The organism is Micromonospora matsumotoense, from assembly GCF_050951065.1.
Lineage (GTDB): Bacteria > Actinomycetota > Actinomycetes > Mycobacteriales > Micromonosporaceae > Micromonospora > Micromonospora matsumotoensis.
This window is the reverse complement of sequence record NZ_CP192025.1, coordinates 320,300-340,604: the sequence shown is the minus strand read 5'-3', so window position 1 is coordinate 340,604 and position 20,305 is coordinate 320,300. Positions and strand designations below refer to the sequence as shown.

Annotated in this window: 18 protein-coding genes; 13 read left to right on the top strand and 5 right to left on the bottom strand. The window is 72.1% G+C overall.

Annotation, left to right across the window (positions count from 1 at the left end; genetic code table 11):
• Positions 1 to 148 precede the first annotated feature (148 nt).
• From ACQP1S_RS01690 to ACQP1S_RS01675, 4 genes are read left to right on the top strand one after another with little or no spacing between them, the layout of a single operon-like run.
• Positions 149 to 2,554 carry a nitrate- and nitrite sensing domain-containing protein gene (locus tag ACQP1S_RS01690; RefSeq protein WP_432902301.1) on the top strand — a complete coding sequence of 802 codons (2,406 nt, stop codon included), beginning with the start codon at positions 149 to 151 and terminating at the stop codon, positions 2,552 to 2,554.
• Entirely contained in the window at positions 2,551 to 2,982 is a 432-nt protein-coding gene (locus ACQP1S_RS01685) for a roadblock/LC7 domain-containing protein (RefSeq protein WP_091244120.1), read from the top strand. Before ACQP1S_RS01690 ends, ACQP1S_RS01685 begins: the two co-directional genes overlap by 4 nt.
• A complete protein-coding gene (locus ACQP1S_RS01680) occupies positions 2,979 to 3,344 on the top strand; it encodes a DUF742 domain-containing protein (protein WP_091244117.1) in 366 nt (121 codons plus the stop codon). The genes ACQP1S_RS01685 and ACQP1S_RS01680 overlap by 4 nt, the downstream gene beginning before the upstream one ends.
• A 19-nt stretch (positions 3,345 to 3,363) precedes the next feature.
• Complete coding sequence (locus tag ACQP1S_RS01675; RefSeq protein ID WP_091244114.1) at positions 3,364 to 3,918, top strand: ATP/GTP-binding protein; 555 nt, start codon at positions 3,364 to 3,366, stop codon at positions 3,916 to 3,918.
• 101 nt (positions 3,919 to 4,019) lie between these two features.
• Here ACQP1S_RS01675 and ACQP1S_RS01670 read toward each other — a convergent pair whose 3' ends face one another.
• From ACQP1S_RS01670 to ACQP1S_RS01660, 3 genes are all read right to left on the bottom strand, one after another.
• Positions 4,020 to 5,426: a tryptophanase gene (locus tag ACQP1S_RS01670; RefSeq protein ID WP_432902298.1), complete on the bottom strand. Its 1,407-nt coding sequence runs from the start codon at positions 5,424 to 5,426 to the stop codon at positions 4,020 to 4,022.
• Positions 5,427 to 5,445: 19 nt separating this feature from the next.
• Positions 5,446 to 6,585 (bottom strand): tryptophan dimethylallyltransferase family protein, encoded by a 1,140-nt coding sequence (locus ACQP1S_RS01665; RefSeq protein WP_432902296.1) that lies wholly within the window; start codon positions 6,583 to 6,585, stop codon positions 5,446 to 5,448.
• 378 nt (positions 6,586 to 6,963) lie between these two features.
• Positions 6,964 to 7,299 (bottom strand): hypothetical protein, encoded by a 336-nt coding sequence (locus ACQP1S_RS01660; RefSeq protein ID WP_432902294.1) that lies wholly within the window; start codon positions 7,297 to 7,299, stop codon positions 6,964 to 6,966.
• A 246-nt stretch (positions 7,300 to 7,545) separates the two neighbouring features.
• On the opposite strand from ACQP1S_RS01660, the gene ACQP1S_RS01655 reads away from it, so the two are divergent.
• The gene (locus tag ACQP1S_RS01655; protein ID WP_432902292.1) at positions 7,546 to 7,959 is read left to right on the top strand and encodes a DUF6069 family protein; all 414 of its coding nucleotides are present in this window, start codon (positions 7,546 to 7,548) and stop codon (positions 7,957 to 7,959) included.
• A gap of 254 nt (positions 7,960 to 8,213) precedes the next feature.
• Positions 8,214 to 8,930, top strand: a complete 717-nt coding sequence (locus ACQP1S_RS01650; RefSeq protein ID WP_432902290.1) for a hypothetical protein — start codon at positions 8,214 to 8,216, stop codon at positions 8,928 to 8,930.
• Here the strand turns inward: ACQP1S_RS01650 and ACQP1S_RS01645 are convergent.
• Positions 8,920 to 12,495: a protein kinase domain-containing protein gene (locus tag ACQP1S_RS01645; RefSeq protein ID WP_432902288.1), complete on the bottom strand. Its 3,576-nt coding sequence runs from the start codon at positions 12,493 to 12,495 to the stop codon at positions 8,920 to 8,922. The genes ACQP1S_RS01650 and ACQP1S_RS01645 overlap by 11 nt on opposite strands.
• 94 nt (positions 12,496 to 12,589) lie before the next feature.
• On the opposite strand from ACQP1S_RS01645, the gene ACQP1S_RS01640 reads away from it, so the two are divergent.
• Together ACQP1S_RS01640 and ACQP1S_RS01635 are read left to right on the top strand one after the other, a co-directional pair.
• Positions 12,590 to 13,264, top strand: a complete 675-nt coding sequence (locus ACQP1S_RS01640) for a DUF7019 family protein (protein ID WP_432902286.1) — start codon at positions 12,590 to 12,592, stop codon at positions 13,262 to 13,264.
• Positions 13,265 to 13,278: 14 nt separating this feature from the next.
• Positions 13,279 to 14,661: a protein kinase domain-containing protein gene (locus tag ACQP1S_RS01635; protein WP_432902284.1), complete on the top strand. Its 1,383-nt coding sequence runs from the start codon at positions 13,279 to 13,281 to the stop codon at positions 14,659 to 14,661.
• Between the two features lie 34 nt (positions 14,662 to 14,695).
• Here the strand turns inward: ACQP1S_RS01635 and ACQP1S_RS01630 are convergent, their stop codons facing one another.
• Positions 14,696 to 15,256 (bottom strand): carboxymuconolactone decarboxylase family protein, encoded by a 561-nt coding sequence (locus tag ACQP1S_RS01630; RefSeq protein ID WP_432902282.1) that lies wholly within the window; start codon positions 15,254 to 15,256, stop codon positions 14,696 to 14,698.
• 175 nt (positions 15,257 to 15,431) lie between these two features.
• Here ACQP1S_RS01630 and ACQP1S_RS01625 point away from each other — a divergent pair, with 175 nt between their 5' ends.
• The 5 genes from ACQP1S_RS01625 (at position 15,432) to ACQP1S_RS01605 (ending at position 20,190) form a co-directional block, all read left to right on the top strand.
• Positions 15,432 to 16,283 carry a siderophore-interacting protein gene (locus tag ACQP1S_RS01625; protein WP_432902280.1) on the top strand — a complete coding sequence of 284 codons (852 nt, stop codon included), beginning with the start codon at positions 15,432 to 15,434 and terminating at the stop codon, positions 16,281 to 16,283.
• A gap of 124 nt (positions 16,284 to 16,407) precedes the next feature.
• Positions 16,408 to 17,286, top strand: a complete 879-nt coding sequence (locus ACQP1S_RS01620; protein ID WP_432902277.1) for an ABC transporter substrate-binding protein — start codon at positions 16,408 to 16,410, stop codon at positions 17,284 to 17,286.
• Positions 17,283 to 18,332: a FecCD family ABC transporter permease gene (locus ACQP1S_RS01615; protein ID WP_432902275.1), complete on the top strand. Its 1,050-nt coding sequence runs from the start codon at positions 17,283 to 17,285 to the stop codon at positions 18,330 to 18,332. Before ACQP1S_RS01620 ends, ACQP1S_RS01615 begins: the two co-directional genes overlap by 4 nt.
• Positions 18,329 to 19,396, top strand: a complete 1,068-nt coding sequence (locus tag ACQP1S_RS01610; protein WP_432902273.1) for a FecCD family ABC transporter permease — start codon at positions 18,329 to 18,331, stop codon at positions 19,394 to 19,396. Before ACQP1S_RS01615 ends, ACQP1S_RS01610 begins: the two co-directional genes overlap by 4 nt.
• Complete coding sequence (locus ACQP1S_RS01605) at positions 19,393 to 20,190, top strand: ABC transporter ATP-binding protein (protein ID WP_432907704.1); 798 nt, start codon at positions 19,393 to 19,395, stop codon at positions 20,188 to 20,190. Before ACQP1S_RS01610 ends, ACQP1S_RS01605 begins: the two co-directional genes overlap by 4 nt.
• Positions 20,191 to 20,305 lie beyond the last annotated feature (115 nt).

Below are 20,305 nucleotides of genomic sequence, written 5' to 3'. Positions count from 1 at the left end.
CGGTGTTGATGGCTTGACCAGGATTGGATACGACGACTTGGCGCACAAACAGGCCGACCGCGAAGACCCGCGCCGCGCCTCAGACGATCAGGCCCCCCCGACGACATCGGGTCGGCGTGCCGGTCGACCGCAGTCAATCAAACGACGCGTGATCAGGCTGGTGCTCATTCCCAGCGTCGTCGCCCTGGTCGTCTGGCTCGTCGCCTCCGGCTATCTCATCTTCCAGGGTTTCTACAATCGCCAGGTCGCGAACAGCGTCCGGCAGGTGTCGATCCCGGCGGTCTCCGCGTTGTCGTCGATCCAGCAGGAGCGGCGGCTGAGCGTCAGCTACCTGACCCAGCCGTCCCGGGACCTGAGCCGGCTCATCGAGCAGCGGCAGCAGACGGACCAACTGCTGGCCGCCCTGCGCCCCGTCGCCGACTCCGCGCTGGCCGCCGCCCCGGACTCGATCGTGACGCGGTGGGAGACGCTGGCCGGCCTGCTGGACGAAATGGCCAGCGTGCGGAGCACCATCGATTCCCGGTCAGCCAACGGTACGGGTGTCTACGATTTCTACAACCGGGTGCTCGACGCCGCGACCGGCCTCTTCGACACCCAGGCGAGAATCGTCCCCGACGTCATCGCCGCCCAGGGTGGCATCGCGGCGACCGAGGCGTTCCGCGCCAGTGACCTGATGTCGCGGGCCGGTTCCACCATTGACGGCGCTTTCGGCGCCCGCACCCTCAGCCCGGAAGACCATCTCGACTTCACCAACCTGGTGGGGGCCTATCACGCCGGCCTCACCAACGTGGCGCCACACCTGGAACCGGAAGCCCGCCGACGCTATGCCGAGATCACCGCGAGCGACTCCTGGAAGGAACTCGTCGCGGCGGAAAAGACCCTGGTCAGCAATGGGCCCTGGCGTTCCGGCGCACCCCGCGCGTTGCCGTTCAACCGGGCCCAGTGGGAAACCCTCACCCGACAGGTCTCCGACGATCTGATCAATCTCACCGTGGTGCAGGCCGACACGGTCTCGGCCCGGACGCTGCGCACCGGCAACACCCAGCTCCTGACCGCCTCCCTGGGCAGTCTGATCGCCTTGCTCGTCGTCATCGCCGCGATCATCTGGGCGATCCGCCAGTCGCAGATCCTGGTGGACCGGGCACTGTCGGTCCGCCTCGCCCAGCTGGGCCGGGACGCCGAGGCGGTGGTCGACAAGCAACTACCGGCCATGATGGACCGGCTCCGCCGCCGGGAGAAGGTCGACCTCGCCGCCGAACTGCCCCTGCAGGAGTACGGCAGCGACGAGATCGGCCGGGTCGCCGAGGTCATCAACCGCTCGTTGCAGGCTGCGGCGGGCGCGGCCGTCGACGAGGCGAAGACCCGGGCCGCGGGTATCGCGATGCTGATGGGCGTCGCGCGTCGTCCGCAACGCCCGCTGCAACGCGGTCTGAAGGTCATCGAGGATCTGCAGAACCGGATCGGTGACGAGAAGCTGCTGGCGGAGCTGTTCGACATCAACCACCAGCTCACCCAGACCCGCCGGTTCCTGGAGAACCTCGTCATCCTGGCCGGCGGCCAGATCGGCCGGCGCTTCCAGAACCCGGTGCCGGTCCGGCGGGTGCTGCTGGCGGCCTTCGCCGAGGCCCAGCAGTACCAGCGCATCACGTTGCGCAGCGCGCCCGACGTGGCGGTCGTCGGGCCGGCGGTGGCCGGCACCGTCCACCTGGTGGCCGAGTTGCTGGACAACGCGTTGGCGTTCTCCCCGCCGGAGACCACGGTCTGGGTCACCTGCATCGAGGTCAAGCGCGGCATCGCGATCGAGATCGAGGACGCCGGCGTGGGCATGCGGGCGGACGCGCTGGAGCGGGCGAACGAGCTGCTGGCGACCGCACCCACCCCGGACGTGACGGCACTCAAGGACGGCGCGCAGGTCGGCCTGCACGTGGTGGCGGAGCTGGCCAAGCGGGACGGCGTCCAGGTGAGCCTCCGGGCCTCGGCATACGGCGGTCTGCTGGCGATCGTGCTGCTGCCCGACCGCGTGATCGCCACCGACCCGTTCACCACCGACCTGGACCGCACCGACCCGGGCGTCCTTCCGCTCGGCACCATCGCCACGGCGATGTCGCGTCCCGGCGTCGGCGCGGTGCTGCCGGTCGGTGGTGGTCGACGGGAGCTGCACCCCGCCGCCGGGGCCCGGCCCACCGCCATGGTGGCCACCGCACCGAGCGGAGCGGTGCAGGCGCCGGCCGATCCCGCCGGGGCCCGACAGCCTGACCGCATCGGGGGCATCATGACCGACGTTCCGGCGCAGCGGGGCGCGGTCCGCGGTGCGCCCGGCCCCCAGGTCGCCGACCGGCCGCCCCTGCCGCACCGACGGCCGCAGCAGCACCTCGCTCCCGAGCTGCGCGAGGAGGGCCTGCCCGGTCAGGCGTCCGACGCGACGCCCGCTGCCGCGCGGTCACCCGAGGAGGCCCGGGACCGGTTCACCAGATACCAGAAGGCCTGGGCCGCTGGTCGGTCGGCGAAAACCGGGGACCCAGCCAGCAGAGACGACCAAGGCAGGAAAGCATGACCTACTCGGCATCGCAGAACGATCTGACCTGGATCCTGGACGATCTGGTAGAGGTCCCTGACGTTGTCTACGCGGTTGTCCTGTCCACCGACGGGCTGATCGTGCAGAAATCCACGTCGCTCCCGCAGGACGCCGGAGAGCTGCTGGCAGCCGGCGCGTCGTCCCTGCACAGCATCGCGGCGGGCATGGGCCGACGGTTCGACAGCGGGCCGGTCCAACAGGTCATCATCGAGTACGAGGGACGGACGCTGTTCGTCGCCGCCGCCGGCCAGAACGCCCGGCTGGCGGTGCTCTGCGAACAGTCCGTCGACATGGGCACCGTCGCGTACGAGATGAGTCGCCTGGTGACCCGGATCGGCGACTACCTCGGCTCCGAGGTCCGCCTGGACGCCATGATGCTCACCGACCGACCCGGGTTGAAACCATGACCCACGACGTGTGGGACGGCGACGACGAGGCGGAAGCCGGCCGGCTCGTGCCGCTCTACATCCTCGTCAACGGACGCACGAGCCCCCGGAACACCAGCCTCGACCTGGCCACCCAGGTGATTGCCCTGCCGGCCGATCAGTCCCGGCTGGAGCTGGAATACCGGGAGATCCTCCAGCAGTGCAACGGTTGGATCTCCATCGCCGAGATCGGTGCCTACCTGCACCGCCCGCTCACCATCACCAAGGTGATGGTGGACGTGCTCCACGAACAGGGTTTTCTGGACATCGGCTCGCCGGCACAGGAAAAGATCGCCGACCGGTGGCTGCTGGAGACGGTGCTCGCCGGCCTCCAGCGGATATAGACAAGAGGGACTGATACACGTGGATCGGAAATCGGTGAAGGTCGTCGTGGCGGGCGGCTTCGGCACCGGCAAGACCACCCTGGTCGGATCGGTCAGCGAGATTCCGCCACTGGTCACCGAGGAGGTCCTCACCCAGGCCAGCATCGGGGTGGACGACATCACCGGCGTCGAGGGCAAGACGAGCACCACGGTCGCGTTGGACTTCGGTCGGATCACCATCAGCAACGACGTCGTGCTCTACCTCTTCGGCACCCCGGGGCAGGACCGGTTCTGGTTCATCTGGGACGAGCTGGCCCAGGGCGCGGTGGGGGCGATCGTGCTGGTCGACACCCGCAGGCTCGGCACCAGCTTCCCGGCCGTCGACTACTTCGAGCGCCGGGGCATCCCCTTCGTCGCCGCCGTCAACCGCTTCTACGGCGAGTGCCCCTACACCGAGGATGAGATCCGCAGCGCGCTGGAGTTGGACGAGACCGTGCCGCTGCTGTGGTGCGACGCGCGGGACCGGGCCTCCAGCAAGCAGGCGTTGATCGAGTTGGTGCGGCACGCCCTGGCCCGGCTGCCCGCCACCACCTGAGCGGCGAGCCGGGAGCCCCGCTCCACCACCTCTGCCTCTGTGGCGCGCGGTGACGCCGGTCCACCACGTGGGCGTACCGGAGCCACCGCGTCGCAGCGGGATCAGTCGGTGCTGCCCGCCGCCGGGATCGGTGCCAACCGCACCTTGAAGTGGCGCAACAGGGGTGGTGACGAGACCACCCGGTAGCCGGAGACCCGCCCGGGTTCCTTGGCGATGTCGGCGAGGACGGCGGCCACGTACTCAAGGTGGGTGTCGGTGTAGACCCGGCGCGGGATGGCCAGGCGCACCAGTTCGAAGGGGGCCGGGGTGACCAGCCGGTGCTGGTCGTCCATCCCGCCCAGATAGAGCGAGCCCAGCTCGGCACAGCGGATGCCGCCGTCGAGATAGAGCTGGCAGCCGAGGGCGTGGCCGGGGAACACCTGCGGTGACAGGTGGGGCAGCAGCCGGCCGGCGTTGAGGTAGAGGGCGTGGATGCCCGCCGGTTGGACGGTGTCCACCCCGGCCTCGTTGATCAGCCGGGCCAGCCGGGCGGTGGAGGCGGCCCGGGCCCGCAGGTAGCCGGGTTCGACCACCTCGCGCAGCCCCTGGGCGAGCCGTTCGAGGTCGTGGCCGGCCAGCCCGCCGTAGGTGGAGAAGCCCTCGGTGGCGATCAGGTTCGCCTCGCACCGGGCGTGCAGGTCGTCGTCGCGCAACCCGATGAGCCCGCCGATGGCCGACAGACCGTCCTTCTTGAGGCTCACCACGCAGCCGTCGGCGAGCCCGAAGGCGTGGGTGGCGATCTGCCGTGGCGTCCAGTCCTGGTAGCCCGGCTCGCGCTGACCGACCAGCCAGGCGTTCTCGGCGAACCGGGCCGCGTCCAGGAAGAACGGCACCTCGTGGCGGCGGCACAGGTCACGGACGGCGGTGAGGTTGGCCATCGACACCGGCTGCGCGCCGAGCCCGTTGTTGGTGATGGTCATCAGGACCAGGCCGACCCGGTCCCGCTCCGGCCCGGTGAGGGTGCGCGCCAACGCGTCCAGGTCGATGTTGCCCTTGAACGGGTCCGGGCTGTCGAGGTCGAACGCGGCCGGGCACGGCAGGTCCCGTGGCTCCGCCCCGGCCAGCTTGACGTTGGCGTGGGTGGTGTCGAAGTGGGTGTTGCTGAGACAGAGCTGGCCGGGCTTCAGCAGGCCGGTGAAGAGCACCCGCTCACCGGCCCGCCCCTGGTGGACCGGGAGGATGTGCGGATAGCCGGTGAGGTCGTGGACCTCGTCGCGGAACCGGAACCAGGAGCGCGCCCCGGCGTAGGACTCGTCGCCGAGCGCGGCGGCAGCCTCCTGCGCGGCCGAGGTGGCCCCGGTGCCGGAGTCCGACAGCAGGTCGATGGTGATCTGGTCGGCGCGCAGGTGGAACGGGTTGTATCCCGCCTCCGCGAGGGCCGCCCGCCGCTCCTGCGGGCTGAGGAAGGGGATCGGCTCGACCACCTTGATCCGGTACGGGGGCAACATCTGGTGCAGGTCCACGGACACAGTTCGCTCCTCGATGGAATCAGGGGTGTCCCGCGCCGGCACGGCCGGTCGGAGCCGCCAGTGCCGCACCGTCCACGGTCCACGGGCGGCGCACCGGCGGGCTCACCTGGTAAGCCTCGGCCGACAGGTAGACGGTCACCCCCGGCCGGGGAGCGCCCATCCGCAGCGACAGGTGCGGGATCAGTCCGACCCCGTCGCGCAGCGGCCGGCGGGCCACCGCGGCGAGCGCCCGGTCCAGCACCGTGTGGTCGAACCCGCAGCGGTCCAGCACCGCCACCACCCGGTCGTACGCCTCCTCGTCGTCCTCGACGTAGCCCCGGATCGGCACGTAGAGGCTGTAGCCGACCGGCCGGTCGACCCCCTCGACCAGGGTGTAGCTGCCGACCAGCGGGAGACCGGCGAACCGGGTCCGGCCGCCACCGGCCAGCGCGGCGAACTCGGCGAGGCGGGTCGCGTCGACGTCGTGGACCACGCCGGCCGCCCGGACGACGTCCCGCACCGAGGCGTCGTGGTGGGTCAGGTAGAGCTTGACCCGGGCCTGGGCGCCGTCATGCAGGTCGAGGGCGAAGAACGTCAGCCGGTCCCGGTGACCCAGCTCGCCCGGACGGATGCTGCGGTCGAGCATCGCCCGGTAGGACCTGCCCAGTCCGAGTCGGTGCAGCGCCTCGGAGACCAGGGCCGGTGCCCGGTCGATCCCCCGGAGCTCCGGATTGAGGTAGACCTTGAACTCGGGTCGCCGGCCGCTGCGGAAGACCAGTGAGCACCAGAGGGCGAAGGCGCCCTGCGGGTGGTAGGTGGCGAACAGGTCGCGCACCGAATCCAGTCGGGACGTGGACAGGCCGGCGCGGTGTGCCTGCCGGTCGAGGAACCGCTGGGTGGCGAGCATGTTGGTCAACCGGGCGGGTGGTGTCCCCAACGTCTCGCCCAGAATCCGCACGGTGGGCGGTTCGGTCGCGCTGAAGGCGATGGAGAACTCCACCGGAGTGTGGTCGTCCGCGACGTTTGACGGCCACCCCGGCGGGGCCGACAACGGCTGTGGGCCGGCCGGTCCGAGCAGGCTTTCCAGCAGTTCCAGCGGCTCCGCCGCACCGATCCCGCTGGCCTCGCACAAACGCCTCAGCTGGTCGCTCAGACGATCGGAAAGGGACACTTCGTCCATCAGTTCTCTCTCCCGATCAAGCCGACGACCAAAAGAGACCCTAAGAAGCATTTCGCAACAAGGTCAAGATTGATCACAACTTGCAATGACATAACGGGATCGAGGCCGGCAAATCACCTCTGACAGTTACCCAGAGTTTCGTACAGGATACGTCACACGGTGTTGATGATCGCCGCGGAGTGCCGTCCCCGGGTTCCACCCGCTCGGGTTGCCGCCAGGCTGTCAGGCCGACGCCGGGTGGCGTCGGCCTGACAGTCGAGCATTGCGGCAGGGCGGTACCCGGAATCCAGGGAAAGCCCTCTGGCCGGACCGGCACCGCGGTCCTCGCCCGCACTGTCCAGGACGGCCCGGCCCACAGGGGACGGGTCGTCCGGGCTGTCAGGTCGTGCTGGCCCCGTACATGCCGCCCCGGGAATCCCTCGTGCTGTCATAGATCGTCGCGCTGGTCGACGAGATCGGCGCGAACTCGTCGACCTCGATCGTGACGTCGAAGCCGAGGCCCCACGCGTCTGCGGTCTCCTGGGACGTCCAGGTCGCCTTGGGCCACCTCGCCGAGAGCACCACCGGCGCCTTGACCCGCTGGGCCCGGGCAGCCCGGTCGGTGGTCGTCCACGTCAGGCTGACCGCGGCGTAGCCCCCGGTGACGTCGACCTGCGGACGGTCGAAGGCGATCGACGTGATGTCGAGAACCGGCCCGGTGGCCGGTGCCGCCATGGCCGGAGTCGCGATCGACAGAGCGACCGTGGCGGCTGCCACGGCGGCGGAAAGCGCGCGAAGGCGCCGAGAAATCATCTGTTCCCCCATGCGATGAGACTCCTCGATGGAGTTGTGTGCTGACACTAGCCAGGCGTCACCACGGACGAAGAACCTGGGCGCGCCTGTCGATTGAGGTTCGTCCCGTTCGTCGTTCTGCTGAGAGGGCCCGGCACCGGGCCGGCCCCGCCCACCGTTGGAGGCACGATGACCACCGCTGCGAACCCGCCCCACGCCACCAGGTCCGCCATCGGTGCGCTGATCCTGACCGGGGTGATCGCTACGGCTGCGGCGAGCGTCGCCACCGTGGCCGTCGCCGCCGCCGGCCACGCGGCCGGGATCAGCCTCGGCGTGGGCGACGATACGATTCCGCTCTCGGGATTCGGCCTGCTGACCGCCGCCTTCTCGCTGGTCGGCGTGCTTCTCGCCGTGCTGCTGGCCCGCTTCGCCCGGCGTCCGCGGCGAACGTTCGTCCTCGTCACCGTGGTGCTGACCACCCTGTCGCTGGTGCCCGACCTGCTCATCGACGCCGCAGCGGCGACCAAGGCACTGCTGATCCTCACCCACCTGGTCGCGGCCGCCATCGTGGTCCCCGCGCTCGCGCGCCGCCTGGCCGCCTGACCCCCGCTTCCACCCACGAGCCACCGGAGTACGTCATGCGGCGGCCGCCGTCGCCGAGGTGCACGGGCCGGCGGCGGCCCACCGTCCTGACCGCCACCTCCGGGGCGTCGACGACGATCCGCGAGCGGCGGTGGGTGCGCAGCGCGGATCACCGCGTACGCCGCCCGTCGGCCGGCGGCAGTGCCGAGAACATTCATGTGCGACACTGGCTGACACGGTGCGACACCGGTCCCACACGGAGCGAGAGGTGGACGATGGCTCCCGCCTCGGCACCATCCGCGCTGATCGACGCCGTCGTCCGCGTCATGCGGGACCTGGCGGTCCACCCGCTCTCCCTGGAGATCGACGGCGACGGGGCGCGCGTGCTGACCACCATGCACGCGCACGCCCTGCGGACCCGCAGCCGGGGCCCGTACCGTCAGGACGACCTGCCGCCCGAGGCCCTGGCGATGATCGACTGGCTCAGCCTGCGGCTGTCCGTCGATCCCCAGCGGGTGGACGTGACCATCGAGGGCGGCGGACCCTGGCCCCGCCTGCTGCTGGAGTTGCCCGCCAAGCGGGTCACCGTACGTTTCGTGGTGCCCGAGGACGCCCCGCCCGGATACCAGCCGGAGTCCAACAACATCACGTTGTCGGGTGACGTGAACATCGCCCTGGAGTTCCTGGCCGGTTCCCTGCGCGCCCTGGGCGGTCGGCTGCGCGGCGAGCCACCGGTCATCCTGACGCTGAGCTACCCGGACGATCCCCACTACGAACGCCACATCGCCGGGGTGCCGCAGGAGTTCCGGGATCTCATCCCGCCGGTCGTGGCCGACCTCGCGGTCGACCGCAGCCGGTTCTCCCGCAAGCAACGGGCCGCCCACGACGACGCGCTGCGCGCGGCGGCGTACACCGACCAGCCGATGGAGCCGGTGACGGGCGGCGGGCTCAGCACCCGGCTCGGCTCCGCCCGGTTGCGGGTCAGCCCGTGAAGTCGTAGTCCCAGTCCAGCTCCCACCGCCGGATCGCCGGCCGGCTGTCCATCGACACCATGCTCCGGCCGTCCGCCGTGAAGGCCACGGACGACACCGGCTCCGGATGACCGTCGCACGTGTGCACGCGTCGTCCCGTCCGGACGTCCCAGATGCCCAGCGTACGGTCCACATCGGCGGTCACCGCATGACGCCCGTCCGGGCTCACGTCGAACACCTTCGCCTCGGAGGCCAGTTCGCACAGCACCCGCCCGGTCGCCGTCTCCCACACCGACACCACCCGCCCGTACGACTCGTCGTACGCACGGACGAGCCCGACCCGTCCGTCCCGGCTCAGCGCCATGGCGTCACCCCGGCTCGGCAAGGCGTACCGCTGCCGGCCGGTCTGCACGTCCCACGCGGTCAGTTCCCCCGGCGAGTTGATCAGAAGCTGCCTGCTGTCCGGGGTGAACCGCAGCGGTACCCGCCCGAACTCGACGGGGATCGTGAGCACCGGGCTGCCGGTGCCCGTGCGCCACAGTCGGCACGTCCGGTCCTCCGCACCGACCGACGCGGCATACCGACCGTCGTCGCTGAGTTGGACCGACCCCACCGGCCCCCGGTGCGCCACCATGGTGCGGCTCAGGTGGAACCGGTACAGGCTCCACAGGCACAGGTTCCCCTCGGCGTCGCCGACGATCACGTACCGGCCCGTGCCGTCCATCGCGACCGCCCGCACCGCACCGTGGTCGCCGTGCAGCTCGGCCTGCCGCCGGCCGGCCGCCAGGTCCCACAGGTGCGCGGTCCCGGCCCAGTCCGCGCTGAGGGCGAGCTGGGCATCCGCGGAGAGCACGACGGTGTGCGCCTTGCCCACCCGCTCCGCGAAGGTGTGCCGTTGCCGGCCGGTCCGCAGCTCCCACACCCGGAGCAGGCCGTCCGCACCGCCCGTCACCGCCAGCTCGCCGTCGACACTCAGCGCCGGGGCCAGCCCGGGGACGAAGGTGAACTCGCCGCCGCGCAGCTCGTAGCGCTGCCAGACGCCCAGTGGCGCGGTCCGCTCGCCCGCCGTCCGCCCCAACCGCTCCCACAGCTCCCGCAGCTGCGGGTGACGCTCGAACCCGACCATGTCCCGGGCGGCCCGTAGCTCCACGGCGGCGTCGGCCGGCCGGCCCTCCCGGGCGAGCGACTCCGCACGGACGACCCGTTGCCGGACCTGCGCCTCGGCCGCCAGCACCGCCCTCGCCGCCAGCGGCCGCTCGTAACTCCATGGTGCGCGCAGGTCGGGGCGGGGCAGCCGGTGGACGTGCAGCCCCCCGTACTCGTCCCCGAGCACGACCAGCGCGCCGTCGCCGCTGGTCGCCGCACAGGTGAGCGACAGCAGACCGGCCATCTCCGGGCGCAGCCCGTCGATACGCGTGGCGACGGTACGCAGGCACCGACCGGAATCCGTCTCCCAGATCCGCACCGGCTGGTCGGGACTGCCGACCCCGACCGAGACCGCCCGTTCGCCGTCACCGCTGAGCACGACCGTCGAGTACCGGTTCAGGTTGTTCGGCACCGGCCCCCGCACCCGGTGGGGTCTGGTCTCCCACAGGTGCGCCATCCGTGTCTGGTGCCCGATCAGCAGGGCGTACCTGCCGGACCCGCCCAATGCCACCTCGTCGACCCCGGTCATCCGCATGTCGGCGGACTTGACCAGGCGGTGCAGCCAGCGCCCGGTGTCGACCTCCCAGACCACCACACTGCCGTCCCGGGGCGCCGCCGACACCGCGACCGCGCCGTCCTCGCTCAGGCCCAGCACGGTGACCTCTGCGGGACTCTCCTGGATCTCCGGCAGGATCCGGCCCGTCGCCGGGTCCAGCCGCTGGTAGGTGCTCGGCGGGTGCTCCAGGGTGCGCCGCAGCCGCCCGTCGGTCGTGTCCCACACCTCGATCCGCCCGTTGTCGTACCCGATGGCGGCAGCGCCCGAGGTCGTCAGCGCCAGTGCGGTCACGGCCGCCCGCTGGCCGAGCGGCACGGTGACGCACCCGACCCGGGCCAGGTTCCAACGTTCGGTCCGACCCCCCTCGCGGGCGACCAGCGCGGTACGGCCGGCAGGGTCGATCGCCAGGGTCGTGACCGGGGCACCCGCGCCGTCCGTACCGAGTTCGCGGACCGCCCGGTTCTCGGTCAGCGACCAGATCCGCAGGCTTCCGTCCTTACCGCCGGTGACCGCCACCCGTCCGCTCTCGTCGACGGCGACGGCGGTCACCTGGCCGCGGTGGCCGGGCAGACGCTGCGGCCCGGGTGCCGTGCCGCGCCGGGCGAGGGCACCGGCCACCTCGGCGACGTCGGGGTTGGTGGACGAGGCGGCCAGCAACGGCCGGGCCGCCTCGTCGTCGCCCCGTTCGGCGTGCACGAACCCCAGCAGGTGGTCAGCCTGCCAGGTCTCCCCGGCGATCTCCCGGGCCGTCCGCAGCTCCGCCAGCACCTGTTCGTCGGTGATCCGCCCGCGCCGCCACCGGTACAGCGCCCAGTTGTAGACGGCGGCGGGGTGGTGCGGGTCGATGTCGATCGCGTTGCGCCACAGGTGCTCCGAATCCTCCGGCCGGTCGAGGTCGAGCAGCGAGAGCGCCTGGTTGGAGAGGCTGCCGGCGAGCAGGGCCGCCGCCGACGGCGGCACCCGTGGATAGGGGACGCCGACGGTGTCGGCGTACACCCCGGCGACCGCCGTGGCCAGGTCGGCGAGGCTGTGCGGCCGGGTCGTCGGGTCGACGTCGAAGCACCGCCGGAGCAGGTCGACGATCCCCGGCGGCATCGGCTGGGCGGCCGGCCAGGTCTCCCCCGCCGCCAGGTAGTCGGCGAAGGCCTCCCGCGCCGCCTGACCGTAGCGGCAGGGGCGGCGGCCGGCGAACATCTCCCACACGCACAGGCCCCACGACCAGACGTCGGTGGCCCGGGTGAGCGTGACCCCCGCACCGGCCGCCGCCTCGGCCTGCTCGGGCGAGCAGTAGGCGGGGGTCATGCCGCCGAAACTCGCTCCCAGGCTGGCCTCCACCGCTGTGCCGGCGACCCCGTCGACGGCGGCCCGGGCGCCGGCCAGCCCGAAGTCGGTGACCTTCGCGGTCCAGGCCCCGTCGAGGCCGACCATGATGTTCGCGGGTTTGACGTCCTGGTGGATGAGGCCCTGCTGATGGGCGTGGTCGATGCCCCACGCCGACTGCACCGCGAGGTCGAGCGCCCGGGCGAGGAATCCACCGTCGGGGCCGTCCGACCCCTCGTGCAGCCGCCCGGCCCGGACCACCTGGTCCAGTGAGCCACCGGCCACCCACTCCGCGAACACGCAGGGCAGCCCGTCGACACGACGCACGTACGCGCAGCTGACCACGTGGGGGTGGAGCCCGAGCCCGACCCAGGTGCCCGCCTCGGATTCGAACCGGGCACGTTGCGCCTCGGTGGTCAGTTGCTCGGGGCGCGGCACCTTGACGGCGAGGTCGGTGTCCCAGCCCCGGTGCCGGACCCGGTAGACCAGGCCCATGCCACCGGCGAGGGGCTGGTCGCGCACCTCGTAGAGATCCAGGATCAGCTCTCCGGGACGCCACGGCATGGTCCGAGCCTGGCACCCCGCAGCGCACGGGACAACTGTCGGTTGGTCGCGGACGGTAACGTCGGATGCCGGACCGGGTCGTCAGGGAGTGACCGTGAGCTTTCGTTACTACCTCTATGTCAGTGACGCCAAGGTGGACATGCTGTTGTCCCAGATCGACCCCGGCTATCAGCGCAGGCGGGCCGCCGAGTTCAGTGTGAACCTCACCGTCGTCGGCGTGAAACGCAGCACCGAGAACCCCGGCACCGATCGGGTGGCCCGCCTGGAGCGGGTCGCCCGCTATCTCGACGAGCACGCCGACGTCGGTTCCGTGGAGGAGCCGGGGCAGTTCTTCCGGGGACTGCTGCCGATGCGGTGGGGCATCGTCCCGACCACCGACGAGCAGTCACTGGTCTACTTCGGTGGCCGTACCGAGGACACCATCGTCGGTCTCGGCGGGTCACCGTTCCACGTCATCGGCGCGGCACCGCCCGAGCCGACCCCGCGCGGGTTCGGCGGGTCGTCCACGATGCCCGCGCTGCTCGCCGGCCTCGTCGACGACGAGGCCGAACCGGTGCCGGGCACCCCGGACGACGGGGACGACGCGGCGGAGGTGGCGGCGCTGGCGTCGGTGCACCAGGCCGGCACCCGCCTGCGGGGGCCCACGCAGAACGTCGAGTTCCTCGCCAAGCGGCTGCTCTCCGGGCCCAGCCCGTACCCGGAACTCGACGGGCGTCCCGGCATGACCGTGCTGCTGGGCAGCCCGCTGTACGTGGCGCTGGTCGACTGACCGGGCAGCCGGGCGTGGGCACCGACGACCCCGGGGTCGGGCGACCCGCCGGGGCGGTGCCGGTTACCCCGCCCGTCACGGTGACCGTCCGGGCCGGGTCCACCGTCGACACGTACGTCTTCCACCGCCGCACGACGGTCGTGGTGGGCCGGGCCGCCGACTGCGGGATCCTGGTCGACGACGGGCAGCGGCGGGTCTCCCGCCGGCACTGCCAGCTCGACATCGACCCGCCGAACGTGCGGGTACGCGACCTCGGCAGTCGCCACGGCACCCACCTCAACGGCCGCCCGGTCGACGGCGAGCGGCACCTGTCGGCCGGTGACGAGGTACGCCTCGGGCGCGCGACGTTACGCGTCACCCTGCCCGACGACGGGACGCGGGAAGCCGCTGCCGGACCGGAAGACACCGGGGCCACCCCCGCCGGCACCACGCCGACCACCCCGGGCACCGGGACCCCCGGCCCGGATCGGGGACGGGCCCTGCCGGTGCTGGTGACGGCCGCGGCGGACGGGGCCCCCGGCCTCGACGACTTCACCGACCACCGGGTGCTGCGGGAGATCGGCCGGGGCGGCCACAGCGTCGTCTACCTGGCCCGCCACGAGCCGTCCGGCCGGCTCGTCGCGCTGAAGACGTTGCTCGCCGACCGGGCCGTGGACCCGGCCGCACGCGACGCCTTCCGCCGCGAGATCGCCTGCACCAGGGGGCTGCGGCACCGCAACGTCGTCGCCCTGCACAGCGGCGGCGCGGCCGACGACGCCTTCTTCTTCACCAGCGAATACTGCCCGGGTGGCAGTGTCGCCGAGTTCGTCGCCCGGCGCGGTGGCCGGCTCACCGTCGACGAGGCGGTGCCGATCACCCTCGACGCGTTGGACGCACTGGCCTACGCCCACCGGGCGGAGCTTGCGGTCGTGCTGGCCGACGGCCGGACGGAGATCGCCCACGGCCTGGTGCACCGGGACGTCACGCCGCAGAACCTCCTGCTCGCCACCGGGCCCGACGGCGAGGTGATCACCAAGGTCGCCGACTTCGGGCTCGCGAAGGCGTTCGAGAAGGCGGGCCTGTCGGGGCACACCGGGACCGGCGCGATCGGCGGCAGCATCGCCTTCCAGGCCCGCGCCCAACTCATCGACTACAAGTACGCCCGCCCGGAGGTCGACCTCTGGGCGGTCACCGCCTGTCTCTACTGGATGCTGACGGGGGCGACGCCCCGGGATTTCCCCGCCGGGGCCGACCCGGTCGCGGTGGTCCTGCGTACCCGGCCGGTGTCTGTACGGCAGCGGCTCGGCACCGTGCCGCCGAGGCTGGCCGGGGTGATCGACGAGATGCTCGTCGACCAACCCCGGGTCACCGCGACCACGGCGACCGAGCTGGCCGACGCGCTCCGGCAGGCCCGCTGACGGCGTGCCGACGCCCACGGGCCTGCCGGGCCGGTCACTCGCGGATGACCTCCTGTTGCAGCACACCGAGGTAGCCGTGGGCGGCGATCCGCTGTGCGCGATCGGGGTAGAAGTCCGGGTCGTCCGGCAGCACGGTGGCCAACCCGTCGACGTAGCGGTTGAACATGCAGAACGCGGCGGCGATCAGCACGGTGTCGTGGATCTCCACATCGGTGGCGCCCTCGGCCCGGGCGGCGGTCACCAGGTCCTCGGTGACCTCCCGGCCACCCCGCTGTACCGCGCCGGCCACGTCGAGCAGCGCGCGCATCTTGGCCGACACCGGCGCGCTGTCGACGTCGTCGTGCACCTGCTCGACCAGGGTCATGCCCTCGGGGAGCTGTGCTGCCGCGTACGCCGCGTGGGCGGAGTAGCAGTACCGGCATTCGTTGAGGCCGGACACATAGGCCGCGATGAGTTCTCTTTCGCCCCGGGTCAACGTGCCCGGGCCACACAGCAGCGCCTCCACCAGCGCGTTCAGTGGTAGTGCCGTCTCCGGCCTGAACCGGAACAGGCCGCGAATTCCGGGTTCACTGGTATTGAGCGTGATGTGTGGCATGAGCACTCCTCCGCCGACCCGATGAGAAACCCGGTCTTCCTGACCCGGGGTGGCGTCAAGATTGGGCCACCCACCTCAACATCGTCAATGTCCCGCGCACACTCCCGCTCTGCTGCCCTGGATGCGCCCTGCGGGCGGCGAACGGGCCGGATCCGACCGGCTAGCCTCTGCCGGCATGTCCGCCTTCCGCAACTCGCCCAACATCCTGTTCGAGACAGCCGTGACGGCGACCCGGCGGCTGTCGCCCGGGTTCGTCCGGATCACGCTCGGCGACGAACGACTGCGGGAGCTGGCCCCGCACCACCTCGACCAGCGCATCAAGATCATGCTGCCGGTGGCCGGCGACTACCCGGCCGAGCTGCGGGCGGGGCTGCCCGAACAGGAATGGCGGCGGGAGTGGCGGGCCATCCCGAATCCCGAGCGGCCGAGGCTACGCAGTTACACGGCGTACCGGACGCGCCCGGCGGCGGGCGAGCTGGACCTGGACTTCTACCTGCACCAGCCGCACGGTCCGGCGAGCGGCTGGGCGGCGGCGGCCCGTCCGGGCGACCGGCTGCTCCTGTCCGGCCCGCACGTCGGGGTCGGCCACCCCGGGTACGGCGTGCAGTGGGAGCCGGGGCCGGCGACGCGGGTGCTGATCGCGGCGGACGAGACGGCGTACCCGGCGGTGCGCGGCATCCTGCCCAGCCTCGGGCCGGGGGTACGGGTAACGGTCCTGTTGGAGGCCGGCACCGCGGCGGACGCCGCCACCCTCGACGACGTGACCGCCGGCCACCCGGTCGAGGTCCGGTTGCGCGGTGGCGCTCCGGGCGGGACGGTCCTGACCGCCATGGTGGGTGACTGGCTGGCCGGGCACGGCCCGGCGGCGGCAGCGGCGGGGGCGCGCTTCTACGCCTGGACGGCTACGGAGAGTAGCAGAATTGCCGAGGTGCGCCGACTCTTTACCGAGGCAGGCGTCGATCCGGAACAGGTCCACACCCAGGGGTATTGGCATGACCGCCCGGCCCGCGACGAGATAGATGATTAGGTAATGCTAACCTAAAAACGTTAGTGAGCAATCACCGTAAGTAGTCAGACGGGAACCTCGCACCATGCGCACGCCAGCCCTTCGAACAATCCGCCGACGTCTCCTCGCCCTCACTGTCGCCTCGGTGGCAGCGCTCGTCGTGGCCGGCTGCGGCTCCGCCGACTCCGACCCGGCGGGTAGCGTCGGCGACACCAGAACCGTCGACCACGCGCGCGGCAAGACCGACGTACCGACCACCCCGACCCGGGTCGTCGTCCTCGAACCGGTCCAGCTCGACACCGCCATCGCGCTGCAGATCACCCCGGTCGGCGCGGCCGTGCTGAACGAGGCCGCCGGGGTGCCCAAGTACCTCGGGGACAAGGCCAGCGGCATCACCACCGTCGGCACCGTCCAGGAACCCAACGTGCAGAAGATCGCGGCCCTCAAGCCCGACCTGATCATCGGCACCGAGTCCCGGCACTCCGCCCTCTACCAGCAGCTCACCGACGTCGCCCCGACCGTGTTCATGGCCACCCAGACGGACCCGTGGCAGGACAACGTCCGCTTCACCGCGACCACGCTCGGCGGTGCGGACTCCGCCGACAAGCTGCTCACCGGCTACCGGCAGCGGTGCGCCGACATCGCCAGGAAGTTCGGCACCGCCGGTAAGAGCGCCCAGCTCATCCGCCCCCGCGACGGCGTCCTCACCCTCTACGGACCCACCTCGTTCGCGGGCAGCGCGCTGGAGTGCGTCGGCTTCAAGACCCCCGAGCGCGACTGGGAGAACTCCATCTCGGTCGACATCTCCCCGGAACGGGTGCTGGAGGCCAAGGCCGACCACGTCTTCGTCACCACCGTCGACGTCAACGACCGCAGCACCATCCCCGCCTCGGTCACCGCCAACGCCGCCGCCTTCCCCCGCCTGCACCTGGTCGACCAGTCGTTCTGGATCACCGGGGTCGGCACGGTCGGTGGACAGGCCGTCCTCGACGACCTCGAACGCATCCTCACCGCGTCGAGTTGACCACCACCACACCCGCCCGCGCGGCACCGCCGACCACCGGCCGTGCCGCGCGTCGGCGTACCACCCGGCGCTGGCTGGTCGGGGCGGTCGTCGTACTGCTGGGGTCGCTGGTGTTATCGGTCTTCGTGGGCGCGAACCCGGTGCCCCCGGCGGACGTCTGGGCGACGTTGCGGGGCGCGGGCAGCGACACCGCGCAGTACGTCGTCTGGGGGCAACGCCTGCCGCGCACCCTCGCCGGGCTGCTGGTCGGTGCCGGACTCGGGGTGGCCGGGGCCCTGATGCAGGCGTTCACCCGCAACGCGCTCGCCGAGCCGGGCATCCTCGGCGTCAACGCCGGCGCCGCCGCGTTCGTCGCGGCGGGCATCGCCTTCTTCGGAATCACCTCGCCGGCCGCCTACATGTGGCTCGCCCTGCTCGGCGCGCTGCTGGTCGCCGTCGCCGTCTACGCCGTCGGCGGTGCCGCGGACCTGCGGGCCACCCCGACCCGGCTGCTGGTGACCGGGGTGGCGACCGGTGCCGTGCTGGCCGGCCTGACCACCGGGATCACCCTCACCCACCCCGACACCTTCGACCGGATGCGCGGCTGGAACGCCGGCAGCCTGCTCGAACGCGACACCGCCGTGCTCCTCCCCGTGCTGCCCCTGATCGTGGCCGGGCTGCTCGCCGCGCTGCTCGCGGCCCGCAGCCTCAACGCGCTGGCGCTCGGCCCGGACCTGGCCGCCGCCCAGGGCGTCAGCCTCGTCCGGACCCGGCTGCTCGTGCTCGGTGCGGTGACCCTGCTCGCCGGTGGGGCGAGCGCCATCGCCGGCCCCATCTCGTTCGTCGGGCTCGTGGTGCCGCACCTGGTGCGCTGGGGCGTCGGCACCGACCAGCGCCGCATCCTCGCCGGGTCCCTGCTGGCCGGCGGGATGCTGGTGCTGCTGGCCGACGTGCTCGGCCGGATCGCCGTCCTGCCGAGCGAGATGCCCGTCGGCATCGTCACCGCGTTCGTGGGCGCGCCGATGCTGATCGCGCTGGCCCGACGCCGACGGGCGACCGCGCTGTGAACCGGCCGGTCCGCCGCACCGCCGGAGGTCGCCGGCTGCTGCTCGGCACCGACCACCGGCACATGACCGTCGGCGTACGCGAGGCCGCCGTCTGCGCCGCCGCCGCGCTCGTCGTCGCGGCGCTGGCGGTGGTCGGCCTCTGGCTGGGCGACTTCCCGCTCCGCCTCGACGAGGTGCTCGGCGTGCTCGGCGGCCGGATCGACGGGCTGACCCGCACCGTCGTGCTGGAGTGGCGGCTGCCCCGCATCGCCGCCGCCGTCACCTTCGGCGCGGCGCTCGGTGTCGCCGGGGCGATCTTCCAGACCATCACCCGCAACCCGTTGGCCAGCCCGGACATCATCGGCCTGGCCAACGGCTCGTTCTCGGGCATGCTGATCGCCCTGCTGCTGCTCGGCGGCGGGTGGCACCTGCTGATGCTCGGCTCACTCGCCGGCGGCCTGCTGGCGGCCCTGGCGATCTACCTGCTCGCCTACCGGGACGGGCTCTCCGGGTTCCGGTTCATCGTCGTCGGCGTCGGCGTCTCCTCGATGCTCGCCGCCACCAACACCTGGCTGCTGCTCCGCGCCGACCTGGAGACGGCACTCTTCGCCGCCGCCTGGGGCGCCGGTTCGCTCAACGCGGCCACCGCCGAGGTGGTCTGGCCCGCCGTCGGGATCATCCTGGGGCTGCTGGCCGTCACCCCACTGTGGGCGGCCGCCCTGGCCCAACTCGAACTGGGTGACGACGTCGCCGCCGCCAGCGGAGTCGCGGTCGACCGGAACCGCGCCACCCTCGTGGTCATCGCGGTCGTCCTGGTCAGCGCCGTCACCACGGTCGCCGGCCCGATCTCCTTCGTCGCCCTGGCCGCCCCCCAGATCGCCCGCCGCCTCGTCCGGGCACCGGGACTGCCGCTCGCCGCCACCGCCGTGGTCGGGGCGTTGCTGCTGCTCGGCTCCGACCTGATCGCCCAGCACGTCATCCCGCTGACCGTGCCGGTGGGAGTGGTGACGGTCACCCTCGGCGGCGCGTACCTGCTCTGGTTGCTCGTCCACGAGATCAGGAGGACCCGATGGTCGACCAGCTGACCGCGCGGCTGCGGGCGGATGACGTCACCCTCCGCTACGACCAGCGGACCGTCAGCGCCGACCTGTCGTTCGCGGTGCCGGACGGCTCGTTCACCGTGCTCATCGGGCCGAACGCCTGCGGCAAGTCGACGCTGCTGCGCGCCCTCGCCGGGCTGCTCCGCCCCGCCGTGGGCCGGGTGCTGCTCGACGGAGCGGACCTCGGCACCCTGCCGGCGAAGGAACGCGCCCGCAAGATCGCATTGCTGCCGCAGGTCATGACCGCACCCGAGGGGATCACCGTCCGCGAACTGGTCGGCCGGGGCCGCTACGCCCACCAGCGGGTGCTGCGCCGCTTCTCCCACACCGACGAGGACGCCGTCGAGTCGGCCCTGGCCGACACCGGCACCACCGACCTGGCCGACCGCCGGGTGGACGAACTCTCCGGCGGGCAACGCCAGCGGGCCTGGATCGCCATGGTGCTGGCCCAGGAGACACCCCTCGTCCTGCTCGACGAGCCCACCACCTACCTGGACGTAGCGCACCAGATCGACGTGCTCAACGTGCTGCACCGCCTGGTGACCCGGGGCCGCACCGTGGTGGCCGTGCTGCACGACCTCAACCACGCGGCCCGGTACGCCACCCACCTGGTGGCGATGCGCGACGGCCGGATCGTGGCCGAGGGCGACCCCGCGTCGACGGTCGACGCCGGGCTCGTCGCCCAGGTCTTCGGGATGGCGAACCAGGTCGTCCCCGACCCGGTCACCGGAGCACCCATGGTCGTTCCGGCCGACACCCGGGAACCGGCCGCCGGCTGAGGTGGGCGGCCCAACCTGGCCTTCGGGGCTGCCCGCAGGCGTACCCGACCCGGAGGACGTGGTCGGGTAACCTGTGGGCCGACGGGCCGCTACAGAGGTCGAAAGGCCAAGGTTC